At 68.0% G+C, this 24,829-nt stretch carries 27 protein-coding genes; 13 read left to right on the forward strand and 14 right to left on the reverse strand.

The genetic code is table 11. The annotated features are described in order from the left end of the window. The first annotated feature begins 4 nt into the window (after positions 1-4). The 3 genes from sufC to AZC_RS05365 are packed head-to-tail and all read left to right on the forward strand — an operon-like array spanning position 5 to position 3,374. Positions 5-766: a Fe-S cluster assembly ATPase SufC gene (sufC, locus tag AZC_RS05355; protein WP_043878929.1), complete on the forward strand. Its 762-nt coding sequence runs from the start codon at positions 5-7 to the stop codon at positions 764-766. Then, the gene (gene sufD / locus AZC_RS05360; RefSeq protein ID WP_043878930.1) at positions 766-2,097 is read left to right on the forward strand and encodes a Fe-S cluster assembly protein SufD; all 1,332 of its coding nucleotides are present in this window, start codon (positions 766-768) and stop codon (positions 2,095-2,097) included. The genes sufC and sufD overlap by 1 nt, the downstream gene beginning before the upstream one ends. Then, positions 2,094-3,374, forward strand: a complete 1,281-nt coding sequence (locus tag AZC_RS05365; protein ID WP_012169578.1) for a cysteine desulfurase — start codon at positions 2,094-2,096, stop codon at positions 3,372-3,374. Before sufD ends, AZC_RS05365 begins: the two co-directional genes overlap by 4 nt. A 252-nt stretch (positions 3,375-3,626) precedes the next feature. On the opposite strand, the gene AZC_RS05370 is transcribed toward AZC_RS05365, so the two are convergent. The 4 genes from AZC_RS05370 to AZC_RS05385 all read right to left on the reverse strand — a co-directional run bounded on the left by AZC_RS05370 (position 3,627) and on the right by AZC_RS05385 (position 7,665). Beyond that, positions 3,627-4,418 (reverse strand): 4Fe4S-binding leucine-rich repeat protein, encoded by a 792-nt coding sequence (locus tag AZC_RS05370; protein WP_043878931.1) that lies wholly within the window; start codon positions 4,416-4,418, stop codon positions 3,627-3,629. 96 nt (positions 4,419-4,514) lie between these two features. Then, the gene (gene nifA, locus AZC_RS05375; protein ID WP_012169580.1) at positions 4,515-6,362 is read right to left on the reverse strand and encodes a nif-specific transcriptional activator NifA; all 1,848 of its coding nucleotides are present in this window, start codon (positions 6,360-6,362) and stop codon (positions 4,515-4,517) included. Positions 6,363-6,560: 198 nt separating this feature from the next. Continuing rightward, positions 6,561-7,106 (reverse strand): carboxymuconolactone decarboxylase family protein, encoded by a 546-nt coding sequence (locus AZC_RS05380; protein ID WP_012169581.1) that lies wholly within the window; start codon positions 7,104-7,106, stop codon positions 6,561-6,563. A gap of 4 nt (positions 7,107-7,110) precedes the next feature. Further along, a complete protein-coding gene (locus AZC_RS05385) occupies positions 7,111-7,665 on the reverse strand; it encodes a peroxiredoxin (RefSeq protein WP_012169582.1) in 555 nt (184 codons plus the stop codon). A 413-nt stretch (positions 7,666-8,078) separates the two neighbouring features. On the opposite strand from AZC_RS05385, the gene AZC_RS05390 reads away from it, so the two are divergent. Then, a complete protein-coding gene (locus tag AZC_RS05390) occupies positions 8,079-8,933 on the forward strand; it encodes a hypothetical protein (protein ID WP_043880038.1) in 855 nt (284 codons plus the stop codon). Positions 8,934-9,087: 154 nt separating this feature from the next. Further along, positions 9,088-9,918: a ModD protein gene (gene modD, locus AZC_RS05395; protein WP_043878933.1), complete on the forward strand. Its 831-nt coding sequence runs from the start codon at positions 9,088-9,090 to the stop codon at positions 9,916-9,918. Positions 9,919-9,931: 13 nt separating this feature from the next. Here modD and AZC_RS05400 read toward each other — a convergent pair whose 3' ends face one another. The 7 genes from AZC_RS05400 to AZC_RS05430 form a co-directional block, all read right to left on the reverse strand. Further along, entirely contained in the window at positions 9,932-10,138 is a 207-nt protein-coding gene (locus AZC_RS05400) for a TOBE domain-containing protein (RefSeq protein ID WP_012169585.1), read from the reverse strand. Between the two features lie 89 nt (positions 10,139-10,227). Beyond that, a complete protein-coding gene (gene phnE / locus AZC_RS05405) occupies positions 10,228-11,046 on the reverse strand; it encodes a phosphonate ABC transporter, permease protein PhnE (RefSeq protein WP_043880039.1) in 819 nt (272 codons plus the stop codon). Between the two features lie 53 nt (positions 11,047-11,099). Next, on the reverse strand, positions 11,100-11,981 hold the full coding sequence (phnE, locus tag AZC_RS05410; RefSeq protein ID WP_012169587.1) for a phosphonate ABC transporter, permease protein PhnE: 882 nt from the start codon (positions 11,979-11,981) through the stop codon (positions 11,100-11,102). A gap of 78 nt (positions 11,982-12,059) precedes the next feature. Continuing rightward, on the reverse strand, positions 12,060-12,989 hold the full coding sequence (gene phnD, locus AZC_RS05415) for a phosphonate ABC transporter substrate-binding protein (RefSeq protein WP_012169588.1): 930 nt from the start codon (positions 12,987-12,989) through the stop codon (positions 12,060-12,062). A gap of 123 nt (positions 12,990-13,112) precedes the next feature. Next, positions 13,113-13,937 carry a phosphonate ABC transporter ATP-binding protein gene (gene phnC / locus AZC_RS05420; protein ID WP_012169589.1) on the reverse strand — a complete coding sequence of 275 codons (825 nt, stop codon included), beginning with the start codon at positions 13,935-13,937 and terminating at the stop codon, positions 13,113-13,115. Between the two features lie 518 nt (positions 13,938-14,455). Next, positions 14,456-15,712, reverse strand: coding sequence for an amidase (locus tag AZC_RS05425; protein WP_012169590.1), 1,257 nt, complete (start codon positions 15,710-15,712; stop codon positions 14,456-14,458). Positions 15,713-15,810: 98 nt separating this feature from the next. Next, positions 15,811-16,773 (reverse strand): polysaccharide deacetylase family protein, encoded by a 963-nt coding sequence (locus tag AZC_RS05430; protein WP_012169591.1) that lies wholly within the window; start codon positions 16,771-16,773, stop codon positions 15,811-15,813. A gap of 200 nt (positions 16,774-16,973) precedes the next feature. Between AZC_RS05430 and AZC_RS05435 the strand changes: the two genes are divergently transcribed. The 7 genes from AZC_RS05435 to AZC_RS05465 all read left to right on the forward strand — a co-directional run bounded on the left by AZC_RS05435 (position 16,974) and on the right by AZC_RS05465 (position 22,724). After that, positions 16,974-17,558 (forward strand): TetR/AcrR family transcriptional regulator, encoded by a 585-nt coding sequence (locus AZC_RS05435; protein ID WP_052285865.1) that lies wholly within the window; start codon positions 16,974-16,976, stop codon positions 17,556-17,558. An 82-nt stretch (positions 17,559-17,640) separates the two neighbouring features. Beyond that, positions 17,641-18,018, forward strand: coding sequence for a DUF2852 domain-containing protein (locus AZC_RS05440; protein ID WP_043878934.1), 378 nt, complete (start codon positions 17,641-17,643; stop codon positions 18,016-18,018). Next, positions 17,975-18,802, forward strand: coding sequence for an SDR family NAD(P)-dependent oxidoreductase (locus AZC_RS05445; RefSeq protein ID WP_043878935.1), 828 nt, complete (start codon positions 17,975-17,977; stop codon positions 18,800-18,802). Before AZC_RS05440 ends, AZC_RS05445 begins: the two co-directional genes overlap by 44 nt. Before the next feature lie 106 nt (positions 18,803-18,908). Then, complete coding sequence (gene pdxY, locus AZC_RS05450) at positions 18,909-19,757, forward strand: pyridoxal kinase PdxY (protein ID WP_012169595.1); 849 nt, start codon at positions 18,909-18,911, stop codon at positions 19,755-19,757. Positions 19,758-19,804: 47 nt separating this feature from the next. After that, positions 19,805-20,698, forward strand: a complete 894-nt coding sequence (locus AZC_RS05455) for a PhzF family phenazine biosynthesis protein (protein WP_012169596.1) — start codon at positions 19,805-19,807, stop codon at positions 20,696-20,698. 212 nt (positions 20,699-20,910) lie between these two features. After that, positions 20,911-21,999, forward strand: a complete 1,089-nt coding sequence (locus AZC_RS05460; RefSeq protein WP_012169597.1) for an alkene reductase — start codon at positions 20,911-20,913, stop codon at positions 21,997-21,999. Further along, the gene (locus AZC_RS05465) at positions 21,996-22,724 is read left to right on the forward strand and encodes a hypothetical protein (RefSeq protein ID WP_012169598.1); all 729 of its coding nucleotides are present in this window, start codon (positions 21,996-21,998) and stop codon (positions 22,722-22,724) included. The genes AZC_RS05460 and AZC_RS05465 overlap by 4 nt, the downstream gene beginning before the upstream one ends. A gap of 9 nt (positions 22,725-22,733) precedes the next feature. On the opposite strand, the gene AZC_RS05470 is transcribed toward AZC_RS05465, so the two are convergent. Beyond that, positions 22,734-23,363, reverse strand: coding sequence for a MarC family protein (locus AZC_RS05470; protein ID WP_012169599.1), 630 nt, complete (start codon positions 23,361-23,363; stop codon positions 22,734-22,736). Positions 23,364-23,545: 182 nt separating this feature from the next. Here AZC_RS05470 and AZC_RS05475 point away from each other — a divergent pair, with 182 nt between their 5' ends. Next, the gene (locus tag AZC_RS05475) at positions 23,546-24,094 is read left to right on the forward strand and encodes an NADPH-dependent FMN reductase (protein WP_043878936.1); all 549 of its coding nucleotides are present in this window, start codon (positions 23,546-23,548) and stop codon (positions 24,092-24,094) included. An 83-nt stretch (positions 24,095-24,177) separates the two neighbouring features. On the opposite strand, the gene AZC_RS05480 is transcribed toward AZC_RS05475, so the two are convergent. Next, the gene (locus AZC_RS05480) at positions 24,178-24,366 is read right to left on the reverse strand and encodes a hypothetical protein (protein WP_012169601.1); all 189 of its coding nucleotides are present in this window, start codon (positions 24,364-24,366) and stop codon (positions 24,178-24,180) included. Positions 24,367-24,471: 105 nt separating this feature from the next. Beyond that, complete coding sequence (queD, locus tag AZC_RS05485; RefSeq protein ID WP_012169602.1) at positions 24,472-24,828, reverse strand: 6-carboxytetrahydropterin synthase QueD; 357 nt, start codon at positions 24,826-24,828, stop codon at positions 24,472-24,474. Between the last annotated feature and the right edge of the window lies 1 nt (position 24,829).

A 24,829-nucleotide genomic window follows, 5' to 3' on the forward strand; every position in this document is an offset into this window, starting at 1 on the left:
CGTGATGACCGCTCTCCTGGAAATCCGCGACCTCAAGGCCGAAGTGGCCGGGCGCCAGATCCTCAACGGGCTGAACCTCACCGTGAATGCGGGCGAGATCCACGCCATCATGGGGCCGAACGGAGCGGGCAAGTCCACGCTCTCTTATGTGCTTTCCGGCAAGCCGGGCTATGAGATCACCGGCGGCGAGGTCTTCCTCAATGGCGAGGATCTCCTGGCCATGGAGGCGGACGAGCGGGCCGCCAAGGGCCTTTTCCTCGCCTTCCAGTATCCGCTGGAAATCCCCGGCGTCGCGACCCTCACCTTCCTGCGCACGGCGCTCAATGCCCAGCGCCGCAAGCGGGGCGAGGAGGAATTGTCCTCGCCCGATTTCATGAAGAAGGTGCGCGAGCTGTCGAAGAAGCTCGGCATCGATCCGGACATGCTGCGCCGGCCGGTGAATGTCGGCTTCTCCGGTGGCGAGAAGAAGCGCAACGAGACCCTTCAGATGGCGCTGCTGGAGCCGCGCCTGTGCGTGCTGGACGAGACCGACTCCGGCCTCGACATCGACGCGCTGAAGGTGGTGGCGAATGGCGTCAACCAGCTGCGCGCCGCTGAGCGGGGGATGATCGTCATCACCCACTACCAGCGCCTGCTCGATTACATCGTGCCCGACGTGGTGCACGTGCTGGCGGCGGGCCGCATCGTGGAAACCGGCGGCAAGGATCTGGCCCTCCAGCTCGAAGCTACCGGCTATGCGCAGTATCAGCAGAGCGAGGCGGCGTGATGAACGCGCCCGTCGCCATCAAGACCGAAGCCGAACAGGGGCTGATCAGCGCTTTCGCGGCGGCTCAACCGACCCTGCCGGGCGGGCCGGGCGTTTCCGCCGCGCGCCTCGCCGCCTTCGAGGCCTTCAACCGGGTGGGGCTGCCGCACCGGCGCGTGGAAGCCTGGAAATATACCGACCTGCGCCGCCTGATGCGCGACGCCAAGCCGCTTGCGCCGCTGCCGGATGCCGCCGCCAAGGCTGAGGCGGCCTCTGCCGGCGCGCTGCTGGCGGGCCTTGGCCTGCGGCGGCTCGTGGTGGTGGATGGCAGCTTGGCGCCGGAGCTGTCCGATCTGGCGGATCTCGAACCCGGCCTTACCATCCGCCCCATGGCGGAGGTGTTCGGCGAGGACGGGCCGCTGCTGCCGGACTCCTTGCGCGACGCATTGCCGGACGTGGAGCCCGCGCTGGCGCTCAATGCCGCCTTCGCTCGGGATGGCGTCTTCATCGGCGTCGCGCCGGGCGCGGTTGTCACGCGGCCGATCCATGTGGCCTTCATCACCACTGGCGATGCGCCGCAAGCCGTCTTCAGCCGTTCGCGCGTTGTGCTGGGCGCTGAGGCGCAGCTGGCACTGGTGGAGACCCATGAGGCGAAGGCCGGCGTCGAGCATCAGGTGAATGTCGCACTCGGCCTGCTGGTGGGTGACAAGGCACAGCTCGATCATGTGAAGGTGACGGGCGAGGGCAGCGCCGTTCTCCATGTGGGCAGTCTGGTCGCGAGTGTCGGGGCGCAGGCGCGTTTCGGCTCGTGCGGCTTCACCCTCGGCGGCGCCACGGTGCGCAACCAGCTCTATGTGCGCTTGGTCGGCGAGACGACAGAGCTGAACCTTGCCGGCGCGAGCCTGCTCTGCGGCAAGCAGCATGCGGACACGGCGCTCTTCTTGACCCACGCAGCGCCGGGCAGCACCAGCCGCGAAGTGTTCAAGGCGGTAGTGGACGACAAGGCCGAAGCAGCCTTCCAGGGCCGCATCACAGTGGAGCAGGCGGCGCAGCAGACGGACGCGCGGATGATGTCGCGCGCCCTGCTGCTCTCCGAGGAGGCCGAGGCCTATTCCAAGCCGGAGCTGGAAATCTTCGCCGATGATGTCCAGTGCGGCCATGGCGCCACCGTGGGCACGCTGGATGAGCAGCTGAAATTCTATCTGAAGGCCCGCGGCATTCCCGCCAAGGAGGCGGAGGCGCTGCTGATCCAGGCCTTCATCGGCGAGGTGCTGGACGGCATCGCGCACGAGGGCGTCCGCGAGGCGTTGACCGCCGCAACGGTGAGCTGGCTGGAGGCGCGCGGCGCATGAACATGCATCCTTCCGTCACGCCCCCGACCGTGCCCGCCCATCCGGCGGTGACCGGGGAGGCCTATGACGTGGCGCGCGTGCGCGCGGATTTCCCCATCCTCGGCCTCAGCGTCTATGGCAAGCCGCTGATCTATCTGGACAATGCAGCGTCCGCCCAGAAGCCGCAGCAGGTGCTGGACCGCATCACGCAGGTCTATGCGTCGGAATATTCCAACGTGCACCGGGGCCTGCATTATCTCGCCAATGCAGCGACCGAGGCTTATGAGGGCGCCCGCGAGAAGGTGCGCGCCTTCCTCAATGCGCCGAGCACGGAAGAGATCATCTTCACCAAGGGTGCGACGGAGGCCATCAACCTCGTGGCCCACACTTTCGGCCGCACGCGCGTTGGCGCGGGCGATGAGATCGTGCTCTCCATCATGGAGCACCACGCCAATGTGGTGCCCTGGCATTTCCTGCGCGAGCGGCAGGGCGCGGTGCTGAAATGGGCGCCGGTGGACGACGAGGGCAACTTCCTCCTCGACGAATTCGAGGCCCTGCTCACCGAGCGCACCAAGCTTGTCGCCATCACCCAGATGTCCAACGTGCTCGGCACGGTGGTGCCGGTGAAGGAGGTGGTGCGCCGCGCCCATGCCCGGGGCATCCCGGTGCTGGTGGATGGGTCGCAGGCCAGCGTCCATATGGACGTGGACGTGCAGGACATCGATTGCGATTTCTATATCATCACCGGCCACAAGCTCTATGGGCCGACGGGCATTGGGGCACTCTACGGCAAGGCGGAGATGCTCGCCGGGCTGCCGCCGTTCAATGGCGGCGGGGAGATGATCCGCGAGGTGTCGCGCGACACCGTCACCTATGGCGCGCCGCCCCATCGCTTTGAGGCGGGCACTCCGCCCATCGTGCAGGCGGCGGGGCTCGGCGCGGCGCTGGATTACATGGCCTCCCTCGGCAAGGCGCGCATCCAGGCCCATGAGGCGGATCTCTTGGCCTATGCGCAGGAGCGCCTGTCGGAAATTTCCGGCCTCAAAGTCTATGGCACGGCGGCGGAGAAGGGGGCGCTCATCTCCTTCTCTCTGGAGAATACGCACGCCCATGACGTCGCGACGGTGATCGACCGCTCCGGCGTGGCGGTGCGCGCCGGCACCCATTGCGCCATGCCGCTGCTGGAGCGCTTCGGTGTCGCCGCCACCTGCCGCGCCTCCTTCGCCCTCTACAACACGCGCGGCGATGTGGATGCGCTGGCGGAGGCCCTGATCAAGGCGCGCAGTTTCTTCGCCTGAGGAAGCCACGCGTCGGCGCGGGACCGTGGGGGCGCGGCCCCGCGCCTCCCTTCTGGTGTCCGCCCATGTGCGCCGGCAAGACCGCCGGATGGCGGTACGAGACGAGAGACGGATCGGCCACGATCCTCCGGCCGCTCCGCTCTCCTCGGTGAGACCGGGCCATGCTGTCGTCGTTCGACCTGGCGGCGAACGCGCCGGCAGGCCCGGTTTCACCGTTCGTGTCCGTCGGAGGTCGCCGGTCCCGGTGTCGCCTCAAGTGGGGGCATTCAGCCGCGCCAGTGCCAGATCCCGGATGGCCGCCACCTCGTCCTCTGCCATGCCTGCGAGATGGGCCAGCGGCAGCCGCTCGGCGACGGCGAAGCGCACGCGCATGTCGGCATCGCGCATCAGCACGGTGAGCCGCTCGGGCGGCAGCCGTTCGGCCACCGTGACGCGCACCAGAGGGTCCGCATCCGCTGCCATGGTGACGAGATTGGGGAGCGGCACGCGCCGGGCGACTTCGCGCCGGACCTCGATGTCGGGATCATAGAGCGCCATGATGAGCGATTCCGGCGGCGCCCGCCGGGCCGCCACCACCCGCACCCGATAATCCGCATCCCCCAGCATGGCGACCAGCATCCGGCCCTCCAGCCGGTGCGCAACCGCCATGCGCACACGCGGATCCGGATCGTCGCGCATGTCGGTGATGCGGGCGAGCGGCAGGCGGTAGGCCACCATCACCCGCACGTCCGGTTCCGTGTCCGCCTTCAGCGGCGGCAGCAGGAACACGCTGGCATGCTTGGCGGCGAGCAGCCGTACCTCGGAGTAGGGATGGGTCAGATAACGCGCCGCCAGTTCCGGATTGCGGGCGAAGAAGCGGTCGATCCGACGGGTACGCCGGTCGGCCACGCAGACCTTGCCGAGATCGCAGCGGCCGATGGCCTGAATGTCCTCGTGCGGGCAATCCTCGCAGCGCACGGGGCGTCCCTGCCAGTCCAGCGCCTCGAAGCTTCCCGGCGGATCCGGCGGCGCGGCGGGCTCCGGTGCCGTGTGCTCACCGCTCATGGGAGGGGGGCTCCCATAAAACGGCCCGGCGCTTTCCCGCGGGCGCCGCGATCGGCGGCCGGACGGGACAGGGCGGAGCAAGCTCCGCCCCGTGGTTCAGAAGCGCTTGATGTCGATGTCATATTTGCGCAGCGCATAACCCACCTGGCGCGGCGTGAGGTTGAGGAGGCGCGCGGCCTTCGCCTGCACCCAGCCGGAGCGCTCCATGGCCTGGAGCAACTGCTCCTTTTCGCTCTGGCGGGGGGGCACCGCGGGACAGGCCTCGGTGCCGGGGCAAGTGACCGGCAGGCTGTCGGCCGCCGGCGCCGGGCTCGCCGCAGCGGGCGCTGCGGTCGCGAGCGGAGCAGGGGAGAGCGGAGTCAGCGGCGTGGGCGCCGGCGGCACGTGCGGCATCACAGGCTTCGGGGCCGAGCCCTTCCAGAGCATGGCCGAGAGGCACTGGCCGCTGTCGCAGGCGAAGTCATGGGGGGTGATGACGGCATCGTGGGCGAGCGTTGCCGTCCGCCGGATACAGTTCTCCAGCTCGCGCACGTTGCCCGGGAAATAGCAGCGCCGCAGCACGTCGATGGCCGGCGCCGAGAGCATCATGTGGAGCTTGTTTTCCTTGTTGAAGCGGTCGAGGAAGTTCTTCGCGAGCTTGGGAATGTCGCCCGGCCGTTCGCGCAGCGGCGGCAGGATCAGCGGCACCACATGGATGCGGTAGTAGAGATCGGCCCGGAACTCGCCCTTGGAGACCGCCTCTTCCAGATTCTTGTTGGTGGCGCACACGAGCCGCACATCCACCTTCAGCGTGCGATTGCCGCCGACCCGCTCGAACTCGCCTTCCTGCAGCACGCGCAGCAGCTTGGCCTGGAAAGCGGGGGTGATCTCGCCGATCTCGTCAAGGAAGAGCGTGCCGCCGTGCGCCAGCTCGAAGCGGCCCTGGCGCATGTTCAGCGCACCGGTGAAGGCGCCCTTCTCATGGCCGAACAGTTCCGATTCCAGCACCGATTCCGGGAGGGCGGCGCAGTTCACCTTCACGAAGGGCTTGCCCTTGCGGGGCGACAGTTCGTGGATGGCACGGGCGAACAACTCCTTGCCGGTGCCGCTCTCCCCGCGCAGCAGCACGGTGGAGTTTGAGCGGGCGACCACTTGCGCGGTCGCGATCAGGCGTTTCACCAGCGGGCTATCGCCCACGATGCCCATGGCGGATCCGTTGGCGGCCTCGGCCACCTCCGGCTCGGCCCCGGATTTTTCTTCCCGCAGCGCCTTTTCGAGGCGGTGCGTCTGGGCGATCAGCCGGTCGCGGTCGCTCGCCACCAGCTTGTGCAGGCGCACGGTCTGGCCGACGAGATTGGCCACCATGGTGAGGAAGCGCACGTCCTCGTCGAAGCGGAAACGGGCGGTGCCGTCCCAGATGCGGTCGATGGAGAGGGTGCCCATCACATGGTGGTCGGCCTTGATCGGCACGCCGATGAAGGAGACGGTGGCCTCCTCAGGCGGGCCGAACAGATCCTCGTGACCGGCGAAGAGCGGATCGGCCGTCACGTCCTGCACCACCAGCGGCATCTGCGTGGCGACGATCTGGTCGATGGCCTTCTGGGGCACATGCGCGCGGATCTGGCCCGCCATCTCAGGCGTCCAGCCGGTGGTGGCCACCATGTCGGGATCGCCCTCGCTGTCGAGGATGCAGATCATGCCATGCCGCATCTGCAGCATGGAGGAGAGCACGTTCACCACATTGGCGAGCGTGACTTCGAGGCGCCGGGGCGCCGTCAGGATCTTCGATATCTCATAGACCCCGATGAGTGCCACCTCGGGCGAGGTCCCCCGCGACATGGACACAGGCATCCCTCCCGGGCGCGGCAGCGCGCCCCGCGTGGTGATGGATGACGCGGCGATGTCTCCGGCGGTGCTCGACGAAACCCGAGGTACGCGGACCTGGAAGGCGTCGGTCATTGGCATGCTCCCTGCCGCAAAAGCGGCTGCGAGGGATCAGCCTCCTGTCGGTGTTCCCTGAAGCGGCCTCGTGTGCCGGGCCGTCGATTTAATGGAATTGTTATAATGGAAACCGCGGAGACAACGGACGGCTTTGATCTGGATCAAATTTTGAAGGTATCCGTCCCCGAAGCCCTGGCGGCGGGGACGGAGGCAGGGCCGCGCTTATTCCGCAGCTTCCGGAAAACCCGCGCCGGCGGCCTCGAGGGCCACCGCGGCGGAGGCGATGATGGCGCCGACGCGCACCGCCGTCTGGATCTGGGCCTCGCTGAGGCCCGCCTCGCGCAGCACCGCCTCATGGGCATCGATGCAGCGGCCGCATCCGTTCATGGCCGAGACGGCGAGCGACCAGAGTTCGAAGTCCACCTTGTCCACGCCGGGATTGCCGATGACGCTCATGCGGAGCTTCGCCGGCAGGGTCTCATAGGCCTTGTTGGAGGCCAGATGCGTAAATCGATAGTAGACGTTGTTCATGGCCATGATGGAGGCCGCCGCCTTCGCCGCGTCGAGCGCGGCCGGCGAAAGGTGGGGGGCGGCCTCTGCCTCCAGTGCCTGCGCGACCGTGCCGTTGCGCGTGGTGTAGCCGCAGGCGACCAGCAGCCCGTAGAGCTGCTGTTCGGTCAGGCTGTCCTCCCGCGGCAGGGCGGAAAGGTTGAGCTTCACGTCCTTCGCAAAAGCGGGAAGCTGGGTCTTGAGCGCCTCGATGCTCATCCGCTCAGGCCACCTTCAGCACGTCGCCGCCGACCTCGCGGTTGCAGGGGCACAGTTCGTCCGTCTGCAGGGCGTCGAGCACGCGCAGCGTGTCCTTCGGATTGCGGCCGACATTGAGGTTGGTCGCATAGACGTGCTGCACCACATTGTCGGGATCGACGATGAAGGTGTAGCGATAGGCGACGCCATCGGGTGAGCGCACGCCGAGTCCATCCACCAGCGAGCCGTTGGTGTCGGCGAACGACCAGATGGGCAGGCGGTTGAGGTCCTTGTGGTCGCGCCGCCAGGCGAGCTTCACGAACTCATTGTCCGTCGAGCCGCCGAGCACCACGGCGTCGCGGTCGGCGAAATCGCCCGCAAGGCGCGCGAATTCCGCGATTTCGGTCGGGCAGACGAAGGTGAAGTCCTTCGGATAGAAGAAAATGATCTTCCACTTACCGGGGAAGCTCGCTTCCGTGACCGTCTCGAAGGCGGACTGCCCGTTCTCCTCGTGGAGGTTGAAGCCGGGCTTCACGCCGGTGACCGAGAAGGCGGGAAGGGTGCTGCCGATGCCGAGCATATCTGTCTCCGTGATCGCTCACGCAGGCGGGCCATCGTCGTCGGGCCGCGCCGCTGTCGACGTCTGTCAAGCAAGGCGTATGCCACGGCTGTTGCGTTGCAAAATGCTTCTGATTCCAAACTGCATCTTTGCGACAGCCCTGTTCTGTCGGCTTTCCGACATCGGCCGCACCGCCCCGGCCCGCCCTGACTGTCGGGAACCCGCCGTCCGCCCGCGGCGATGCAAACGGAGCGTGCAGCCGCGGAGTTTTTCGCGCGGGCAGCCGGGTGGTTAACGGCTTTCCACCAACTGGCACGAAAGTCGCTTGAGCCGCAGCGCCTGCGGCGTCCCGCCGGAGCACAATTCGCCCGACCCGCGCTGCGGACCGCCCCGGCTCGCAGATGGTGATGCACGGCCACGAGGCTTGGACAGACATGCGCAGCGAAAACCAGTTCACTCCGCAGCGGCGCGCACCGGTGGCCGTCGTGCTGGGCACGCAGGATGTGGCCTCGGCCGTCGCGCACCGCCTGTTCCATGCCGGCTACGGCGTCGTGCTCTCCCGCGATCCGGCCCAGCCGGTGCTGCGCCGGAGCATGAGCTTCGATGATGCGCTCGTCACCGGCTTCTCCGAGGTGATGGGCCTCTCCGCCCGTCCGGCCCACGCGCTGGTGGAAGTGCTGCGAGGGTTCACGGAACGCAGCGGCGTCATGGTGACTGCGCTGGAACTGGGGGACCTGCTCTGCCTCGGCCTCATCGATCTGCTGGTGGATGCGCGCATGCGCATGCGCGGCCTCAAGGTGGATATCCGGCCTTATGCGCGCCTCTCCATCGGGCTCGGGCCGGGCTTCACGGCCGGGCGCAATGTGGATGTTGCCGTCGAGACGGCCCCCGATGCGATCGGGGTGCTGCGGGAAGGCAGCACGCGGGGTGCGGACGGTATAGCGTCCGAGTTGGGTGGGGTTGGCCGCGAGCGCTTCTCCCGCGCGCCGCTCGCCGGCATCTGGACCACCTCCCGAGCCATCGGTGACCGGGTCGCGCAGGGCGAGGTGATCGGCGCGTGCGGCGACATTCCGGTTTGCGCCTCCCTGGAGGGGCGGCTGCGCGGTCTGGTGCGCAGCGGCGTCGAGGTGCCGGCGGACCTGCGGCTGGCGGAGGTCGATCCACGGGGGGAGGGGGAGCCGAGCTGGCTGGGCTTCGGGCCACGGGGGCAGCGTATCGCGGATGCGACACTCGATGCGGTCGCCTCCATGGAGACCTTCCGCCTCGGCCTCGAGGGCGTGGCCCATTGAGATGGGCCGCGGCGAGGAGCGACGCAAAGAGCCTTGTGCCGGGGCCGCGGGAATGAAAACCTTGGCATGGGTGCCGGCCGGCTTTGAGGTCGGTCCATTGGTCGGCGCCTGATCAGCAGTCGCCTTGTCGCGTACCGAGTGCGGGAGTTCTGACATGTGGTCGCCGGAGAAGATCGCGGCTCTTTTGGCCGAAGACGTGCCCTATGGCGACCTGACCACGGACCTGCTTGGCATCGGCAGCGCGCCGGCACGCATGGTGTTCCGCCTGCGGCAGGCGGGTGTCGTCGCGGGCGTTGAGGCGGCGGCGCAGCTCATCCGGGCGGCGGGCGGCGCGGCGGAGCTTCAGAGCGCGACCGGGGCGCGGGTGGAGGCCGGCACGGTGCTGCTGCGGGCGGAAGGCCCCGCTGGCGCGCTGCACCGGGGCTGGAAGGTGTCGCAGACGCTGGTGGAATATCTCTCCGGCATCGCCACTGCCACCGCGGCGCTGGTGGAGGCGGCCCGCGCGGTCAGTCCTCACATCGCCGTCGTCACCACGCGGAAAACCTTTCCGGGCGTGAAGGCGGCGATGATCGAGGCCATCAAGGCCGGCGGTGCGCTGCCCCACCGCCTCGGGCTGTCGGAGACCGTGCTGGTCTTCCCCGAGCATCGCGCCTTCCTGCCCGACACGCTCGCCGCCCTCGCCCGGTTGAAGCGGGAGGCGCCGGAAAAGCGCGTGGTGGTGGAGGTGGACACGCTGGAGGGTGTCGAGGCCATCCTGCCGGCGGCACCCGACATTCTCCAGTGCGAGAAGATGGCGCCCGAGGGCATTGCCGAAGTGGTGGCTTTGGTGCGGGCGGCGGGCATCGCCGTGAAGGTGGCGGCGGCCGGCGGCGTCAATGCCGGCAATGCCGCAGCCTATGCTGCCGCGGGTGCCGACATTCTGGTGACGTCGGCGCCGTACTGGGCCAAGCCCGCCGATGTGAAGGTGGTGCTCGAGCCCGCCTGAGGACGGGCAGGGCCTACTTGCCGACGAGAATGCTGGAGGATTTGATGATGGCGACCACGTCGTCGCCCACCTTCAGGTCCAGTTCCCGCACCGCGTCATCGGTGATGTGCGAAACGAGGACATTGCCGTTGCCGATGTCGATGGTCACCTTGCCGGAGATCGGCCCGTGGTCCACCGAGACCACCTTGCCCTTGATCTGATTGCGCGCGCTGATCTTCATCGCTGCCCCCTGTTTGGGGGAAAGATATATTCAGCGGGGAATAGGAGGCAGCCGCCAAAGTGTCGCGCGGCCAGCCAGTGCCGTCCTTATCAAGCGCTGGCGGGCTTGCGGCCGATGATGGCGAAGCGCAGGCGCGAGGACACGAAGTCGATCACCGCCACGGTGATCAGGATCATGATGATGATCACGCACACCTGGCTCATTTCCAGCGTGCGGATCAGCTCCGTGAGATAGCCGCCGATGCCGCCCGCCCCGACGATGCCGATGATGGTGGCCGAGCGGGTGTTGGATTCGAAGAAATAGAGGATCTGGCTGGCGATCACCGGCAGGATCTGCGGCACCAGCGCGAAGCGCACGCGGTGGAGCCCGCTGCCGCCCGAGGCGAGCACGCCCTCCACCGGTTTGCGGTCCGCCGCCTCGATGGCCTCCGAGAACAGCTTGCCGAAGGCGCCGAAATCCGCGCAGGCGATGGCGAGCGCGCCGGCGAAGGGGCCGAGACCCACCACATTGATCCACATGAGTGCCCAGATGAGCGTGTCCACCGAGCGCGAGACATCGAACACCCGACGCAGCGAGAAGTGGACGAAGATGTTCGGCACCACGTTCTTGGCCGCGAGGAAGGCCACCGGGAAGGCGACGAGGGCGGCGGTGAGGGTGCCCAGGAAGGCGATGGCCAGCGTCTCGCCAAGCGCCTTCATGAAGGCCGGCAGGCGGCCGTGCGCATCGGGCGGGAACAGCAGCGAGAAGAAGAGGCCGAGGCGGCTCAGCCCCTGCCAGATGCGCTGGGGCGAGAAGTCCAGCGCCCAGAGCGCGAAGAGCGCGATGCCGACGATGATGCCGATGAAGGCTGCCGTCTTCAGTCGCCGCGCGGGATGGGCTCGGAAGGCGTCCGGATAGCGCGCGCGCATGGCCGCGACATCGGTTTCAAGCACCGGGCGCGGCGCGGTGGGGGAGGTGGCGGTCACTGGCGCTGATCCTGAAAGAGCAGGCGGTGGCGGATGCGCTCGGTGCCAAGGTCGATGAGGATCACCGTGGCGATGATCATCAGCAGGATGGCGCTTACGTCCGTGTAGTAGAAATTGCGGATCGCGGTCAGGAATTCCTGGCCGATGCCGCCGGCACCCACGAAGCCCAGCACGCCCGCGCCGCGCACGTTGATCTCGAAGCGCAGCAGGCCGTAGGAGGCGAAGTTCGAGAGCACCTGCGGCACCACGCCGAAGCGCACCCGCTGCACCCATGTGGCGCCGGTGGCGGTGAGGCCCTCCACGGGCTTCATGTCGATATTCTCCACCACCTCGGCGAACAGCTTGCCCAGCGCGCCGGCGGTGTGGATGGAGATGGCGAGCACGCCCGGCACCGGCCCGAGGCCGAAGGCGAAGACGAAGATCAGCGCGAACACCACGTCCGGGACGGTGCGGCAGAATTCGAGGAAGCGGCGGGTGAGGAAGATCACCGCCTTGTTGCGCACGAGGTTCGCGGAGGCGAGGAAGCACAGCACGAAGCCGCCGATGGCGCCGAACAGCGTGCCGAGATAGGCCATCAGGATGGTCTCGCCCAGAAGGCGCGCCCAGTTCTTCAGGTCCCAGTACCATGCGACGATATCCGCCCGCGGGGTCTCGGCGGAAATGGTCGGGATGGTCTTGGCGAGATAATCGGTGAAGTGCGCAATGTCCTTCAGGGCGCCCGGTTTCACCTCGGCGAACCATGCGGCGAGGAGAGCGAGCGCGGCCACCACCACGGCAACCAGAAGACTGCGCAGGCGGGCCTTCGCCGTCGCGGCGTCATAGGCGGCAGCGAGAGCCGCTGCCTGGGCCGGCGGCAGGCTGGGAACGGTGGCGGACATGGGCGTGCCTGACGGGAGCGGTCGGTCGAGATACGAAAACGGCGGGGGCACGCGGCCCCCGCCGTGATCAGCGAACGATCAGGAGCGCTTCCGCTGATCGTCGTTGTACTTCACCATGCCGATGATGCCGTCATAGTCCTTGGCCGAGATCGGCGCGAACTCGATGTCCTTGCCGCCGGAGAGCTTGTCGAAGGCGGCCTTGTCCTTCTTCGGGGCGTCGAGGAAGGCCTGCTTGATCTTGGCCTTCAGGTCGGCGGGAAGGGAATCGAGCACCGCGAACGGGCCCTCGGGCAGGAAGTCCGACTTGAAGACGATGCGGAAGTCCTTTTCCGTCAGCGGCTTGCCGTCGGCGGTCTTGAGCAGGCCGCGGTTCATCAGGCGGATCAGGTAGTTGTCGGTCTCGGAGTTCCAGGCGTTGGCGGCGGCGTCCGCCGTGCCCTGGGCCACCGCGAGGACGGCATTGTCGTGGCTGCCGGCATAGACCGACTTGCCGAAGAAGCTGTCCACCGAGGCGCCTTCCTTGTTCAGGAAATAGCGGGGAGCCTGGTTGCCCGAGGTGGAGTTGGGATCGACGAGGGCGATGGTCTTGCCCTTGAGATCCTTCAGCTCCTTGTACGGGCTGTCCGCGCGCACCCAGATCACCGAATAATAGCCGGTGAGGCCGGTGTTGTGGCGCTGCACCACCAGCGGGTCGATCTTCACGCCGGTGATGACGGCGCGGGCGTAGGAGGCCGGGCCGTAGAAGGCGATCTGGGCGCTGCCGGTACGCTGGGCCTCAATGACGGCCGCATAGTCATTGGCGATGCGCAGCTTCACCGGCACGCCGATCTCCTTGGAGAGATATTCGGCGAAGGGGGTGTAGATGTCGGTGGTGGCGGAGGCGTTCTCGGCCGGGATCACCGCGAAGGTGAGCTCGGGATACTGCTTCTTCCACTCCTGCGCGCCGGCGGCGCTGGTGGTCAGGGTGAGCGCGGCGGCGGCCGCGATCAGGCTGCGACGGGTGATCATGGTCATCTCCTTGAGCAAAGGCATGAGCAGGCAGAACCGCGCGCGGCCGGAGCCGGAAGGCTGCGACGCACGGGCGGAGAAGCTTGCGGGTACGCACGCGCCCGGCCAGGCGGCCGGACCGGATCAGTGGTGCGAGGGCGCGGCCGTGGCCGGCAGGGCCGCAGGGGCATGGGCCCCGGAGGCGGCGGGAATCTCAAGATCCATGACCTCGCCGGCCTCGAGGCCGTAGAGATCGTGGGCGACAGCCGGCGTAAGCTGCGAGGGCACGCCGTCGAACACCACCTTGCCACCCGCCATGCCCACCAGCCGGTCGCAATAGGTGCGCGCCAGCTCAAGGGAGTGCAGGTTGCACAGGACGGTGATGCCGAAATGCTTGTTGATGCGCAGGAGCGCGTCCATCACCACCTTGGTGTTGCGCGGGTCCAGCGAGGCGATGGGCTCGTCCGCCAGGATGAGGCGCGGCGCCTGCACCATGGCGCGGGCGATGGCCACGCGCTGCTGCTGGCCCCCGGAGAGGCTGTCGGCGCGCTGGGCGGCCAGATTGGCGATGTCGAACTGTTCAAGGGCGGAGAGCGCCATGGCCTTGTCGTCGGCGCTCCAGCTCTTGGTGAGCGCGCGCCATGCCGGCATTTCCGCGAGGCGGCCCATCAGCACGTTGGTGAGCACGTCTAGGCGCCCGACCAGATTGAACTGCTGGAAGATCATGGCGGCGCGGGCCCGCCACAGGCGCAGGTCCTGACCGCGCAGGCCGGTCACGTCGCGCCCCTCGAAGAGGATGCGGCCGCCCGTCGGGTCCTGCAGGCGGTTGATCATGCGCAGCAGCGTCGACTTGCCTGCTCCGGACCGGCCGATGACGCCGATGAAGGCGCCCTGGCCGATTTCCAGATTCACGTCTGACACCGCCGTCTTTGAGCCGAACTGGCATGTCAGGCCGTCGATCACGAGCATGGAGCCGCTCCGATGAGGATAGTGACTTCCCCATTAGCGGCGGCGCGCAACAATCATGTGACGGTCACGACCCCTTGCAGCCTCTTGGGTCGGCTCAGCATGTGCGGAGGGAAAGGCGTGTCGTGTGGCGGGTGTGTGTCACAGACGGGCAGCGCATCGGGCGGCTGAAAAGGAAGCGGCGCCGGAGAGGAACGGCTCTCCGGCGCCGCGGGGTCTGGTCCCATCCGCGTGTTCTGAGTCTTTTTCGCGGCCCGCTGCCTTCGGTGCCTGCGCCCCGGGCGCGTCATCCTCGTGGTGCGGACACGAAGGCGCATTCATCCGGAACGAAGACGCTCTGGTTCTCCGCTCGGCAACGGAACAAGGGCGACCTCCCGAGGCAAGCGTAGCAAAGAACCGAGGCGCGGCAACAACTATCGATGCTGCGCCGCGCCCTGTCGGCGGGTGCGGCGCGGCATGTCCCCACGGTCGCTGGATTTTCCGGAACGTGGCAAGATTTCCCCAACGGAACGCGGTGCGGTTCAGCGTGCCGCGAGCGCCCGCTCCAGGAAGGCGGCTGCGGCCAGCGTGCGGCGGTCGCGGCCGAAGCGGCCCACCACCTGCACGCCCACCGGCAGGCCGCTGGGGCCGAGGAGGCCGGGCACGCTGACGCAGGGCGTGCCCATCAGCGTCCACAGGCGGTTGAACATGGCCGATCCGGTGGTGGCAAAACCCTCCGGTGCCTCGCCGGGTGCCGCGAAGGTGAGCAAGGCGTCACAATCGGCGAACAGGTCGCCGAGGCGCTGGCGCGCGCGCTTGGCGGTGCGGCGCGCCTCGTCATAAGCATCCGGCGTGATGGCGGCTGCCGCCTCCAGATGCCCGCGCAGCAGCGGAGACAGGAGGCCGTTGTCATATTCGTCGGCGAGCGCGTGCCAGCCTTCATAGTCCTGGATGACAGGGTGAATGGCGTCGGCCGCCTCGATCTCCTCGGGCAGCGCGATCTCGCGCACGTCGGCGCCAGCCTTGGCGAGGGCCGCAATGGCGCTGTCGAGGGCGGCGTGGGATGCGGCATCCGCCAGATGCGCACGGGCGGTGCGCACCACGGCGAATCGCGCCGGTCCGATGTCGGCATCCGCCAGATCGAGGTCGCGCCCGGTGATGGCGGCGGCCCCGTAGGCGACGTCCGCCACCCGCGCGCCGAACAGGCCGATGGTGTCGAGATGCCAGGAGAAGACCTTCATGCCCACGGTGGGGATGAGGCGGAACGTGGGCTTGTAGCCCGTGACGCCGCAGAACGAGGCGGGCCGCAGCACGGAGCCGCCGGTCTGTGTGCCGAGCGCCAGCGGCAGCATGCCCGCCGCCACAGCCGCCGCCGAGCCCGCCGAGGAGCCGCCGGGCGTGTGGGTGAGCCGGCGCGGGTTCTTGGTGATGGAGGGCCGCAGGAAGGCGAGCTCGGTGGTGACGGTCTTGCCGGGAATGATCCCGCCCGCGCGCTTCACCTGCCGCACCACGGCGGCGTCCGTGCGCGGCTGGTTGCCGGCGAAGGCCTCCGTGCCATAGGCGGTCGGCAGGTCGGCGGTGTCGATCACGTCCTTGATGCCCACCGGCAGGCCGGCGAGGGGCGTGCGAGCGAGCCCCGGCGCCTCGGCGGCGGTGCGTGCGCGGTCGAGGTCGAGGGCGGCGAAGGCGTGCACGTCCGCTTCCTGCTCGGCGATGGCGACGGCACAGAGCTCCAGCACGTCGCGGGGCGTCAGGCGTTCAGCGCGGATGTCTTCAAACAGGTTGCGGGCGAGCAGCATGGCGGACGGTCCTCTGGCGGTCGGGGCGTCCGGCCCGGCGGCCGGAATCGCGCTCTCGGCTGATAGTCATAGCGAACGATCGATCTGACCGCTCGCCCCTACTGCGTCGGCAGGATGCGGCGGCCGGCGCGTGCGGCATCGTCATAGACCTTGGTGTCGCCGGGGCGCTCGGAATAGCAGGTGGCGGCGATCACCGGCGTGCCGGCGGCGATGAGCTGGCTCACGGTGGCGAACTGGTACCCCTTGGCCTTGAGCGCCGGAATGAGGATGCGCAGGGCTTCCGCCGTGTGCTTGCCGCGCCCGTTGGCGTGCATGAGCACGATGGAGCCGGGCTTGATGGCTTTGAGCATGGCCTCGGCCATGAATTTCGCGCCGAGGAAGGCGGGGTCGCCGGAATCCACGTCCCACTGGATGGCCAGATGGCCGGTCTCGTTCACATAGGCCATGGAATCGGCGGAGCACGAGCCATAGGGAAAGCGGAAGAGGGTGGTGCGCTCCGGCACATCCGCGACGTTGCAGCCGGCGGCCTGCGCCCCCGCGCGGCGGGCGGCGATGGCCATGTCGGCATCATCCACCTGCCGCTGCATGGTGGTGCCGGTGGTCACCGTCATGTTGGCGTGGGACCAGGTGTGGTTGCCCACTTCGAACAGCGGATCGGCGATGATCTGGGACGCCCGCTCGGGATGGCTCACCGCCCATTTGCCGCCGGCGAAGAACGTGGCTTGGACGTTCTGGTCGCGCAGATAATCCACCAGCGCGCCGTCATAGCCGGAGACCTCGCTGGAGGCCTCGCACAGGTCGAAGGTGAGGGCTACCATCTTCACGCCCGCCGGCAGGTTCACCCGCCGGATGGAACCGGCCAGCGCCCCTGCCACCGGCCGCACGGGCGGCAGGAGACGCTCGGCCAGCGTGTTGCCGCTGGAGGTGTGGGGCTGGACCTTCTCCTCGCCCGGCACGGCCTTGAGGGCCGAAGGCGCATAGCAGGCGGGCGCGGCCACGGCGGCACCGGCAGCGAGGCAGAGGGGAAGGGCGAGGAGAAGGGAGGAAGAGAGACGGGGCACGGATCACGACGCAGTCAGCGGAAGCTCGACCGGACGTTGCACGATGCGCCCATGGCGGCAAGGGTGACATGAAGGGCAGGATGTGAGTGCCGGGGACGCCCGGCGCGATCCCTGCTGCCGGTGCATGACGGCAACGAACCCGACCCTTGTCCCGTCACGCCCCTGTGGCACCCATGGCCGTTTGCGCTATGCATGGGTGCATGACGGAGCGCACGCCCCCGCGCCGGGGCTATCATCACGGCAACCTCAAGGACGCGCTGCTGGACGCGGCGCGCGATCTGGTCGCGACCGAAGGTCCGGCGGGTGTGACGCTCGCGGAAGCCTCGCGCCGGGCCGGCGTTTCTCCTGCGGCGCCCTACCGGCATTTCAAGGACCGTGACGCGCTCATGGCCGCTCTGGCCGAGCGGGGCTTTGCGCAGTTCGCGGACGAGCTGGCGCAGGCATTCGGCGACGGCGCGCCGGACCCCGCGAGCGCCTTCCTGCGGGTGGGCGACGCCTATCTCGCCTTCGCCCGCCGGGAGCCGGGGCTCTACGGCGCCATGTTCACCGTCTGCCCTCCGGGGCGGGAGACGGCGCAGGGCGGACGGGCCTTCGCGCTTCTCGCGGCCTCCGCCGGTCAGGCGGCGGGTGTCGAGCGCCTGCCGCAAGGCGCCATCCTCTCCATCTGGGCGCTGGCCCATGGCGCCGCGACCCTTGCCGCGTCCGGCCATCTCGATGAGGCCGAAGCCCACGCCGCGCTGGTGGCGGGCGTCAGCGGCATTCTGAAGGGTGCCAGATCCGACTGATCGCCATCCCACCTGGCCCTTGAATTGGTGAAGCGAAATGTTAATGTAAATAACATTCACATTTGACGCCTAAGGAGAGGTCATGAGCAGATGCAGTTTCGCGCCGGACGCGTCGGACTTCCGGTCGCGCTGGAAGGGCTGGGAGATCGCGGCGATGGTGGCCGGCTTCATCGTCTTCTGGCCGCTCGGCCTTGCGATGCTGCTTTACAAGAAGCTGCGCCGCCAAGGCGTGGAACGGCCGGCGGCCTTGCGTTTCGGCCCGCTTTCCCGCGATACCGGAAATGTCGCGTTCGAAGCCTATAAGGCGGATGAACTGCGCCGCCTTGAGGAAGAGCGGCGCCAGCTTGCGGCAGAGCAGGGGGCGTTCGAGGATTTCCTCTACGACCTCAAGCGGGCCAAGGACCGGGAGGAATTCGATGCCTTCATCGCAAGGCGGGCGGCGCGGCGCAGCGACGGCTGACAGCCGCCCCTGCGCCCTGGTCACCGGCGCCAGCACCGGCATCGGCTTCGAGCTGGCGCGGCTGCTGGCGCGGGACGGCTACCGGCTGCTGCTCGTCTCGCGCGATCCCTCGCGGCTGGAGGATGCCGCCGCCAAGCTCCGCGCGGAGTGGCCGGATGTCGCGCTGGAATTGCGCGCGGTGGATCTCGCCGATGCCGATGGCATGGACGAGTTGTGCGAATACGCCGCGCATGTTGCGCCCGACATTCTCGTCAACAATGCGGGCTTCGGCGGTTATGGCCCCTTCGTCGAGAGCCGCCCCTCCGACGAGGTGGCGATGATCGCCACCAATGTGACCGCGCTCACCATGCTCGCCAAGGCGGTGCTGCCCGGCATGCTGAAACGCAAGGCGGGCCGCATCCTCAATGTGGGGTCAACGGCGAGCTTTGCGCCGGGACCGTTCGCGGCGGTCTATGCCGCCACGAAGGCCTATGTGCTGAGCCTGTCCGAGGCGCTGGCCGAAGAGGTCAGCGGCAGCGGCGTCACCGTCACCTGCCTGTGTCCCGGCCCCACGGAGACCGGCTTTGCCCGCCGCGCCAGCATGAGCAGCACCCGCGTCTTCAAGGGGCCGGTGGCCGATGCCGCAGGCGTCGCCCGCACTGGCTATGAGGCGATGATGGCCGGGCGCCGCCTTGCGGTGCCGGGGCCGGTGAACAAGCTGCTCGTCTTCGCCATCCGTTTGGTCCCGCGCCGCGTCGTCGCCTTCATTTCCCGACGGGAACTCTCTCCCGTGCCGCCCGCCTGACCGGTCCATCAGGAAAAGCGCTGCCCGCCATCAGCAGATTCCATTTGTGCCGGCTGCTGTGACGCGCTAACCGGCGCGGCAGAGTTCCCCTCCGCGTGGCCGCACCATGAACCTGCTCTCCATTCAGTCCCACGTGGCCTACGGGCATGTGGGAAATGCCTCCGCCGTCTTCCCCCTCCAGCGGCTCGGCGTCGAGGTGTGGCCCATCCACACGGTGCAGTTCTCCAATCACACGGGCTATGGCGCCTGGCGCGGCCAGGTGTTCGAGGCCAATGTCATCGGCGATCTGGTGGACGGCATCGCCGAGCGCGGCCAGCTTGGCCGCTGCGACGGCGTGCTCTCCGGCTACATGGGCTCGGCGGACATCGGGGCGGCCATCCTCGATGCGGTGGCCAAGGTGCGGGCGGCCAATCCGCGGGCCGATTATTGCTGCGATCCGGTGATCGGCGACGTGGGCCGTGGCGTCTTCGTGCGGCCGGGCATTCCCGAATTCATGCGCGATCAGGCGGTGCCCGCCGCCGAGGTGATCACGCCCAACCAGTTCGAGCTGGAGCTGCTCTCCGGCCGTGCTGCCGGCACCCGCGCGGAGGCCGTCGCTGCCTGCGACGTGCTGCACGCAACGGGGCCCAAGGTCATCCTCGTGACCAGTCTCCAGACTGCCGAGACCCCGGACCATTCCATCGATCTCATGGCCTCCGGTCCCGATGGGCGCTTCCTCGTGCGTACGCCCCGGCTGGATGTGAGCCTCAACGGCGCGGGTGATGCGATCGCTGCCCTGTTCTTCTTCCACTGGAAGCGCTCGGGCTCGACGGCACTGGCACTGGGGGCGGCGGCGTCCTCCATCTATGGCCTGCTCTCGCGCACCCATGCGGAGGGCTCCCGCGAACTGCTGCTGGTGGCGGCGCAGGACGAGTTCGTACGCCCAAGTCACGTCTTCACGGCCGAGGCGATTTAAGGTCAAGATTGCCGCGCCCACCGCCTGCAACCGACGGACACCCGCCCATGTCGCGCCGCTATCTCATCCTCGACGTCTTCACCGACCGCGCCCTTGGCGGCAACCCGCTGGCGGTGGTGCTGAATTCGGACGGGCTGGACGAGGCGTCCATGCAGCACATCACCCGCGAGTTCAACCTCTCGGAGACGGTGTTCATCCTGCCGCCCAAGGATCCGGCGAACCGCGCCCGCATCCGCATCTTCACCACCGCCCACGAACTCCCCTTCGCTGGCCATCCCACCGTCGGCGCCTCCATCGCGCTGGCGCTGGAAGGCGGCTCAGCCGGGGCCATGGCGCTCGAGGAGGCGATCGGCATCGTGAAGTGCGAGGTGGCGACCGATGGCACCGGCAGCCGCCGCGGCACCTCCACCTTCGTGGTGCCGCGCGCCAGCACGCTGGAAGAGACGGAAGTGTCGAAGCGCGAGTGCGCCGATGCCCTGTCGCTGGAAGTGGCGGACATCGGCTTCGACGCGCATCGACCGGTGGTGGCGACCGCCGGCGTGCCCTTCCTCTTCGTGCCGGTGGCCAACCTCACCGCGCTTGCCCGCGCGCGGCCGGACGAGAGCGCCTTCATCCGCAATCTCGGCGCCTATGGCGAGGCCATGTATCTCTACACGCTGGACGATGAGGGCGACGCGGATTTCCGCTCCCGCATGTTCTCGCCCGGCATCGGCTCGCTCGAAGATCCCGCCACCGGTGCCGCCGCCGCTGCCTTCCCTTCGGTGCTCATGGATGCGGAGGCACGCGTGGACGGCCACCATCGTGTCCGCATCGACCAGGGCGTGGAGATGGGGCGCCCCAGCCGCATCAATCTCGCCTTCACGGTGAAGGGCGGCGCGGTGGCCCAGGCGACCATCGGCGGCTCGGCCATCGTCATCGCCGAGGGCACGCTGCACGTCTGATCCTGCCGCAAGGACAGGGGTTTGGGGCACGCCGCCGTTTCCCGGCGCGCAACGGGCCTGTGCCGTGAAGGCACAGCTTTTCTGGGGGCGCTACCCTTGGAACGGTCCGTCGGCACTCTATGTGTTGTGCATTGCAACCCACCTGTCCGGCCTGTTGCGCGACGCCCACTCTGCTGCCTGCCGCCGACACGCCGATCCCAGAAAGGTCTCCGATGACAGCGTCTCTCTTCGAGCCCTACCGCCTTGGCGACATCACGCTCTCCAACCGCATTGTCATGGCGCCGCTGACGCGCAACCGCGCCGCGCCCGGCAACATCGCCACGGATCTCACCGCCCAATATTACGCCCAGCGCGCCAGCGCCGGCCTCATCATCTCCGAGGCGAGCCAGATTTCGCCGGAGGGCCAAGGCTATCAGGACACCCCCGGCATCCATTCCCCCGAGCAGATCGCCGGCTGGAAGAAGGTGACGAAGGCCGTGCATGACGCCGGCGGCCGCATCTTCCTGCAGGCCTGGCACGTGGGCCGCATCTCCCACACCTCGCTCCAGCCCGGCGGCAAGGCTCCGGTGGCGCCCTCCGCCATCCGTGCCAACGGCAAGACCTTCGTGAACAACGCCTTCACCGACGTCTCCGAGCCGCGCGCGCTTGAGTTGTCCGAGCTTCCCGGCATCGTCGAGGACTATCGCAAGGCTGCCGCCAACGCCATCGAGGCCGGCTTTGACGGCATCGAGATCCACGCCGCGAACGGCTATCTCCTCGACCAGTTCCTCCGCGACGGCGCCAACAAGCGCACGGACGCCTATGGCGGCTCCATCGAGAACCGCGCCCGGCTCCTGCTGGAAGTGATGGAGGCGGTCATCAAGGAGATCGGCGCCAACCGCGTCGGCATCCGTCTCTCGCCCGTAACCCCCGCCAACGACCTGACGGACAGCAATCCGCAGGCCCTGTTCAATTACGTGGTCGAGAAGCTGAACGGGCTGAAGCCGGTCTATATCCACGTGGTCGAGGGCGCCACGGGCGGCCCGCGCGATGTGGCGCCCGACTTTGATTTCGAGGCCCTGCACAAGCGCTTCGATGGCACCTGGATGACCAACAACGGCTATGACAAGGCTCTGGCCGAGACGGTGCTGGCGGAAGGCAAGGCGGACCTCATCGCCTTCGGCCGTCCCTTCATCTCCAATCCCGACCTTGTGGAGCGCCTCAAGCGCGGCGCGCCGCTGAACGAGCTGAACCGCGACACGCTCTATGGCGGCGGGGCGACCGGCTACACCGACTATCCGACCCTCGGCACGGCTGCGTGAGCGCAGACGGCGATACGGGGACGGTCAGCGTCCATCCGGTCTCCCGGCTCGACCTTCGGGTCGAGCCGGGGATCTGGACCGAGGCGGAGCGCCATCGCTCCGCCATCGACGCGCACTTCGCGGTCCGCCAGGCGGCCACGCCGCAGATCTGGAACGGGCGTGTGCTCGTGATGCGGCATCTGGAGGTGGAGGGCGAGACGCTCGTCGGCCGCTTCATCGAGGTGGATTTTGCCAGCTTCCTCTGGTGGCGCGATCACGGCTGGAAGCCTGAGTTCAATGTCTATAACGCCTTTGCCGCCGCGGCTCTTGAGGGCGCGGACGGGGCGTTCCTGCTCGGCGTCATGGCGCCCTGGACGGCGGCGGCGGGCCGTGTCTATTTCCCCTGCGGCACGCCCGATCTCTCCGACGTGACACCCGACCGCCGGGTGGATTTCGAAGCGAGCCTCTGGCGGGAGCTGGCGGAGGAGACCGGCCTCACGCGGGCCGACATCGCCCGCGACGGCGGCTGGACGCTGGTGCTTGATGGTCGCCGGGCGGCGGTGCTGCGCCCTCTTGTGCTGGCGGACGAGGGCGAAGCGGTGGCGGAGGTCATTCGCGCGCGCCTCGCGCAGGAGGCGGAGCCGGAACTGTCCGGCATCCGCGTGGTGCGCCATGAGGCGGACCTGACCGCCGACGTGATGCCGTTCGCCGCCGCCTATGTCCGCAACCGCTGGACCGCCAGCTGACGCTTCCGCTCAGATGGGCGGCAGGTGCAGCCATTTGGCCAGCGCGCTCAGCACCAGATCTACCGACAGCGCGGCGATGAGGATGCCCATCACCCGGCGGACGAGGTTCGTCCCGCCGCTGCCGATGAGGCGGGTGATGATGTCGCCCGCGAGGAAGGCGCCCATCAGCAGCAGCATCATGCTCGCCACCGCCAGAACGGTCATGCTCTGGGCGATGAGGCTGCCGCGATTGTTGTCCGCCAGCAGGACCACGGACAGGATGGCGCCGGGCCCTGCGATGGTGGGCGTCGCCAGGGGATAGATGGCCTGCGAGATCAGGTTCTTCTCCTCGGGCACGCCGCTCGGCTTCTTCGCCTCGCCGAAGATCATCGACAGGGAGAAGCTGAAGAGGATGATGCCGCCGGCGATCTGGAAAGACAGGATCGAGACGTTCATCGCATTCAGCAGCGTCTGCCCCGCCAAGGCGAAGAAGGACAAGACGGCGAAGGCGAACAGCGGGCTCAGAATGGCGAGCCGGAGGCGGTCCGCCTTGCTGTGCTCGCCGGTGAGGGCGAGGAAGAGCGACAGGTGGCCGATGGGCTCCAGGAGGGCATAGAGCGTCACGAACTGGGTGATGAAGAGGTCGTAGTCTTCCAGCATGGTCCGGCGCTCCCGCCCCTCCGTCAGACGCCCCTCGGGCGGATCACAAAACCTTGAACGACGGCAAAGCTCAGGCCTGGTCATGGTTCAGTACGGGACCGGCTTTAGCATGGAGCGATGGAGAGGGAACCCGTCATCCGGCGCGGCGTCCACCTCCCGAGCCATCACATCGGAGAAACATCATGGCAAATTGGGCTGTGTGGGTGGGTAGCGTGCGCAAGGGATCCTACAACGCCGCGATCGCGCGGGCGCTGGCGGAACTCGCGCCTGCGGGCACGAGCATCGACATCCTGCCCTCCGTGGCGCAATTCCCCATCTATGATGCCGATCTTCAGGCGGAAGGTTTTCCGGCCGTGGTGGAGGACACCGGCGCGCGCATCGCCAAGGCGGACGGCCTCATCATCGTGACGCCGGAATACAATTATTCCGTGCCGGGTGGCCTGAAGAACGCCATCGACTGGGTGTCCCGCCTGCCGGGCAAGCCCGTTGCCGGGAAGCCGGTGCTGATCCAGTCGGCCTCGCAGGGCGTCCTCGGCGGCGCGCGGGCGCAGTATCATCTGCGCCAGATCCTCGTCTTCCTCGACGGCCGGGTCTTCAACGTGCCCGAGGTGATGGTCGGCAAGGTGCAGACGCTGGTGGAGGACGGCAGCCTCACCGACGCCGGTACCCGCGACTTCATCGCCGGTCAGCTGAAGGCCTTTTCCGCCTTTGCGGAGAGCTTCAAGAAATAGGGTTAAGGTTTTGGATTTGCGCGAGAAATAGCGTTATCCTCATCCGATTTCCGAGGGTGCCTCAGGCATCCTCGGGGTGCCGGTCAGGGGCCGAAGAGTGCCCGCACCGCATTGAGAATGGTGAAGCCGCCCACCGGGGCGATGAAGAGGCCGAGCACATTGAGAGCGACCACCCACAGGAGGAACTTCTCCTCCTTGGGCGAGAACCGCGCCTTGGGCGGTTCAGGGGGCGGGTCTTGCGGGGGCCACTGGCTGGGCACGTCCAGGAACATGGGTGTCCCTCATTGCCGTCCGTTGCGCGTCAGCCTTGAAGGATAGGCGCGGCTCCGCCTGAGCGCCACCCGTCTTTTCGTCACGCTGGCAGATCAGGGATGGGCTCAGCGGCCCTCATACTCCGCCCACGAGAGCGGGGTCTCGAACACGCGCACGGTGGCCAGCTGCGCCAGCAGCGGCTTGGTGCGCTCCCAGATCCAGATGGCGATGTGCTCGGCCGTGGGGTTCTCCAGCCCCTCGATCTCGTTCAGGCAATAATGGTCGAGCCGCTTCAGCACCGGGCCGAAGGCGGCTTCCACGTCGAAGAAGTCCACCACGAAGCCGGTATGCGGATCGACGTCGCCGTCCAGCACCAGTTCCACCCGGTAGGAATGGCCGTGCATGCGGAAGCAGCGGTGCGTCTGCGGCACGTTGGGCAGGCGGTGGGCCGCCTCGAAGGTGAAGGCCTGGGTGATCTTCATG

The sequence above is a fragment of the Azorhizobium caulinodans ORS 571 genome (genome assembly GCF_000010525.1).
GTDB lineage: Bacteria > Pseudomonadota > Alphaproteobacteria > Rhizobiales > Xanthobacteraceae > Azorhizobium > Azorhizobium caulinodans.

Excerpts from the sequence above, each read along its gene's own strand:
- sufC (WP_043878929.1), top strand. The coding sequence starts at position 5 with ATGACCGCTCTCCTGGAAATCCGCGACCTCAAGGCCGAAGTGGCCGGG.
- sufD (WP_043878930.1), top strand. The coding sequence starts at position 766 with ATGAACGCGCCCGTCGCCATCAAGACCGAAGCCGAACAGGGGCTGATC.
- AZC_RS05365 (WP_012169578.1), top strand. The coding sequence starts at position 2,094 with ATGAACATGCATCCTTCCGTCACGCCCCCGACCGTGCCCGCCCATCCG.
- AZC_RS05370 (WP_043878931.1), bottom strand. The coding sequence starts at position 4,418 with ATGAGCGGTGAGCACACGGCACCGGAGCCCGCCGCGCCGCCGGATCCG.
- nifA (WP_012169580.1), bottom strand. The coding sequence starts at position 6,362 with ATGCCAATGACCGACGCCTTCCAGGTCCGCGTACCTCGGGTTTCGTCG.
- AZC_RS05380 (WP_012169581.1), bottom strand. The coding sequence starts at position 7,106 with ATGAGCATCGAGGCGCTCAAGACCCAGCTTCCCGCTTTTGCGAAGGAC.
- AZC_RS05385 (WP_012169582.1), bottom strand. The coding sequence starts at position 7,665 with ATGCTCGGCATCGGCAGCACCCTTCCCGCCTTCTCGGTCACCGGCGTG.
- AZC_RS05390 (WP_043880038.1), top strand. The coding sequence starts at position 8,079 with ATGCGCAGCGAAAACCAGTTCACTCCGCAGCGGCGCGCACCGGTGGCC.
- modD (WP_043878933.1), top strand. The coding sequence starts at position 9,088 with ATGTGGTCGCCGGAGAAGATCGCGGCTCTTTTGGCCGAAGACGTGCCC.
- AZC_RS05400 (WP_012169585.1), bottom strand. The coding sequence starts at position 10,138 with ATGAAGATCAGCGCGCGCAATCAGATCAAGGGCAAGGTGGTCTCGGTG.
- phnE (WP_043880039.1), bottom strand. The coding sequence starts at position 11,046 with ATGCGCGCGCGCTATCCGGACGCCTTCCGAGCCCATCCCGCGCGGCGA.
- phnE (WP_012169587.1), bottom strand. The coding sequence starts at position 11,981 with ATGTCCGCCACCGTTCCCAGCCTGCCGCCGGCCCAGGCAGCGGCTCTC.
- phnD (WP_012169588.1), bottom strand. The coding sequence starts at position 12,989 with ATGATCACCCGTCGCAGCCTGATCGCGGCCGCCGCCGCGCTCACCCTG.
- phnC (WP_012169589.1), bottom strand. The coding sequence starts at position 13,937 with ATGCTCGTGATCGACGGCCTGACATGCCAGTTCGGCTCAAAGACGGCG.
- AZC_RS05425 (WP_012169590.1), bottom strand. The coding sequence starts at position 15,712 with ATGCTGCTCGCCCGCAACCTGTTTGAAGACATCCGCGCTGAACGCCTG.
- AZC_RS05435 (WP_052285865.1), top strand. The coding sequence starts at position 16,974 with ATGACGGAGCGCACGCCCCCGCGCCGGGGCTATCATCACGGCAACCTC.
- AZC_RS05440 (WP_043878934.1), top strand. The coding sequence starts at position 17,641 with ATGAGCAGATGCAGTTTCGCGCCGGACGCGTCGGACTTCCGGTCGCGC.
- AZC_RS05445 (WP_043878935.1), top strand. The coding sequence starts at position 17,975 with ATGCCTTCATCGCAAGGCGGGCGGCGCGGCGCAGCGACGGCTGACAGC.
- pdxY (WP_012169595.1), top strand. The coding sequence starts at position 18,909 with ATGAACCTGCTCTCCATTCAGTCCCACGTGGCCTACGGGCATGTGGGA.
- AZC_RS05455 (WP_012169596.1), top strand. The coding sequence starts at position 19,805 with ATGTCGCGCCGCTATCTCATCCTCGACGTCTTCACCGACCGCGCCCTT.
- AZC_RS05460 (WP_012169597.1), top strand. The coding sequence starts at position 20,911 with ATGACAGCGTCTCTCTTCGAGCCCTACCGCCTTGGCGACATCACGCTC.
- AZC_RS05470 (WP_012169599.1), bottom strand. The coding sequence starts at position 23,363 with ATGCTGGAAGACTACGACCTCTTCATCACCCAGTTCGTGACGCTCTAT.
- AZC_RS05475 (WP_043878936.1), top strand. The coding sequence starts at position 23,546 with ATGGCAAATTGGGCTGTGTGGGTGGGTAGCGTGCGCAAGGGATCCTAC.
- AZC_RS05480 (WP_012169601.1), bottom strand. The coding sequence starts at position 24,366 with ATGTTCCTGGACGTGCCCAGCCAGTGGCCCCCGCAAGACCCGCCCCCT.
- queD (WP_012169602.1), bottom strand. The coding sequence starts at position 24,828 with ATGAAGATCACCCAGGCCTTCACCTTCGAGGCGGCCCACCGCCTGCCC.